Source organism: Mesorhizobium sp. M7A.F.Ca.ET.027.02.1.1, assembly GCF_004022985.1.
Lineage (GTDB): Bacteria > Pseudomonadota > Alphaproteobacteria > Rhizobiales > Rhizobiaceae > Mesorhizobium.
Genome location: NZ_RZOL01000570.1, coordinates 1 through 3,021, shown reverse-complemented (window position 1 = coordinate 3,021; position 3,021 = coordinate 1). Strand labels below are relative to the sequence as shown.

Annotated in this window: 3 protein-coding genes; all 3 read right to left on the bottom strand. The window is 61.2% G+C overall.

Annotated elements, in window-relative coordinates; translation table 11 throughout:
* On the bottom strand, nucleotides 1-1,763 hold a 1,763-nt coding region (gene fusA / locus EN749_RS33535; RefSeq protein WP_128364774.1), incomplete at its 3' end, for an elongation factor G.
* Nucleotides 1,764-1,792: 29 nt separating this feature from the next.
* A complete protein-coding gene (rpsG, locus tag EN749_RS33530; protein WP_008875664.1) occupies nucleotides 1,793-2,263 on the bottom strand; it encodes a 30S ribosomal protein S7 in 471 nt (156 codons plus the stop codon).
* Between the two features lie 76 nt (nucleotides 2,264-2,339).
* Entirely contained in the window at nucleotides 2,340-2,711 is a 372-nt protein-coding gene (gene rpsL, locus EN749_RS33525; protein ID WP_006333356.1) for a 30S ribosomal protein S12, read from the bottom strand.
* Nucleotides 2,712-3,021 lie beyond the last annotated feature (310 nt).

Genomic DNA, 3,021 nt, shown 5'->3' with positions numbered 1-3,021 from the left:
ATTTCGAAGGCCAGGACGCTGGAGTCGACATCGTGGTAAGCGCCGTCGATGAGGGTCGCCTTGACGCCGATCATCGGGAAGCCCGCGAACGGACCCGAGGTCATGACGCTGTTGATGCCCTTTTCGACACCCGGGATGTATTCCTTCGGCACGGCGCCGCCGACGATCTTGGTCTCGAACTCGAACTCGCTGCTGTCCGGGTTCGGCTCGAAGACGATCTTGACGCGAGCGAACTGACCGGTACCGCCGGTCTGCTTCTTGTGCGTGTAGTCCTGCTCGTGCCTGCGGGTGATCGTCTCGCGATAAGCCACCTGCGGTGCGCCGACATTGGCCTCGACCTTGAACTCGCGACGCATGCGGTCGACGATGATGTCCAGGTGAAGTTCGCCCATGCCGGAAATGATGGTCTGGCCGCTTTCCTCGTCGGTCTTGACACGGAAGGACGGATCCTCGGCGGCCAGGCGGTGAAGGGCGAGGCCCATCTTTTCCTGGTCGTTCTTGGTCTTCGGCTCGATGGCGATCTGGATGACCGGGTCGGGGAATTCCATGCGCTCGAGAATGACCGGATGCAGCGGATCGCTCAGCGTGTCGCCGGTGGTCGTGTCCTTGAGACCGGCAAGAGCAACGATGTCGCCGGCAAAAGCCTCTTCGACGTCGGCGCGCGAGTTCGCATGCATCTGCAGCATGCGGCCGATGCGCTCTTTCTTGCCCTTCACGGTGTTGTCGACCGAGATGCCCTTGGTGAGCCTGCCCGAATAGATGCGGGCAAAGGTCAGCGAACCGACGAACGGGTCGTTCATGATCTTGAAGGCGAGCATCGACAGAGGCTCGTTGTCGTCGGCGTGACGCTCGATCTCGGCGTCGGTCTTGGCATCGACACCCTTGATGGCGGGAACATCGGCCGGCGACGGCAGATATTCGACGACGGCGTCGAGCAGCGGCTGCACGCCCTTGTTCTTAAAGGCCGAGCCACAGAACATCGGGTAGAACTTGACCGCGATGGTGCCCTTGCGGATCAGCGCGCGGATCTCATCATTCGACGGCATCTTGCCTTCGAGGTAATTTTCAAGCGCCGTCTCGTCCATTTCGACGGCGGCCTCGATCATCTTCTCGCGGTATTCTTCGGCACGAGCCTTGAGGTCGTCCGGGATCTCGACGACATCCCAGGCAGCGCCCAGCGTCTCGTCGCGCCAGACAAGCGCGTTCATCTCGACGAGGTCGACGACGCCCTTGAACTCGGTCTCGGCGCCAATCGGCAGCTGCATGACAACGGCATGCGCGCCGAGGCGCGAACCGATCATCTCGACCGAGCGATAGAAGTCGGCGCCGATCTTGTCCATCTTGTTGCAGAAGATCATGCGCGGAACGCGGTACTTGTCGGCCTGGCGCCAGACGGTCTCGGTCTGCGGCTCAACGCCGGCATTGGCATCGAGCAGCGCGATGGCGCCGTCGAGCACGCGCAGCGAACGCTCGACTTCGATGGTGAAGTCGACGTGGCCGGGGGTGTCGATGATGTTGAAGCGGTGCATCTTGCCGTCACGAGCCTTCCAGAAGGTCGTGGTCGCGGCGGAGGTGATCGTGATGCCGCGCTCCTGCTCCTGCTCCATCCAATCCATGGTGGCAGCGCCGTCGTGGACTTCGCCGATCTTGTGCGACTTGCCCGTGTAGTAGAGGACGCGCTCGGTGGTCGTCGTCTTGCCGGCGTCAATATGCGCCATGATACCGAAATTGCGGTAGTCTTCGATTTTGTATTCGCGGGCCATCGTAGCTGCCTCTCAGTCTCGTTCGCGCTTTACCAGCGGTAGTGCGCGAAAGCGCGGTTGGCTTCAGCCATCTTGTGGGTGTCTTCACGCTTCTTGACAGCCGTGCCGCGGTTGTTGGCCGCATCCATCAGCTCGCCGGAGAGGCGGTCGACCATCGTGGTCTCATTGCGATTGCGGGCCGCAGCGATCAGCCAGCGAATGGCCAATGCCTGGCGGCGCTCGGGGCGCACATCAACCGGAACCTGGTAGGTGGCGCCACCGACACGACGCGAACGCACTTCAACATGAGGCGCGACATTGTCGAGCGCCTGATGGAAGACGGTGACCGGCTCCTGCTTGGTCTTCGACTGAACCTGGTCGAGCGCGCCGTAGACGATGGTCTCGGCGACCGACTTCTTGCCGTCATACATGACGGCGTTCATGAACTTGGTGACGATCAGATCGCCGAACTTCGGGTCCGGATTGATCTCACGCTTTTCTGCACTGTGACGACGCGACATGGCTTTTGTCTCTCAATCTCATAACCCGACGCACCCAAGGAGCGCCAAGGCCGGAAAATCTTACTTCGGACGCCCCTTACTTCGGACGCTTGGCGCCGTACTTCGAACGGCGCTGCTTGCGGTTCTTCACACCCTGCGTGTCGAGCACGCCGCGGATGATGTGGTAGCGAACGCCCGGAAGATCCTTGACGCGGCCGCCGCGGATCATCACCACGGAGTGTTCCTGAAGGTTGTGGCCTTCGCCGGGGATGTACCCGATCACTTCAAAACCATTGGTCAGGCGGATCTTGGCCACCTTGCGCAGCGCCGAGTTCGGCTTCTTCGGCGTCGTTGTATAGACGCGCGTGCAGACGCCCCGCTTCTGCGGGTTCTGCTGCATGGCCGGGACCTTGTTGCGCTTCACCGGCGCAATGCGCGGCTTGCGGATCAGCTGGTTGACGGTAGGCATTAAACCCTCTTGTCTCTCAATTCCGTGTCTCGCCCGGTCAGGGCCGCTCAAAGCGTCATTTCCATACGCAAATTCGGGCCATAAACCGCGCCTCGCGGTCTTGCCCGAACAAAAGGCAGAGGAAGCGGAAGCCGCTTCGTGCACGCCGGAAATGTCTTTTCGCTCGTAAAACGAACCCTGTTTGAGGCAAACTCCAAAGCGTGTCGCTTCGGAAGGGAGAGCCTCACATCGGTTCTGACTGGGCGGCTTCTACTCGTAAGACCGCGGACCGTCAAGCCCGGAGCACTAAATATTGCGCGCCGACCAAGGC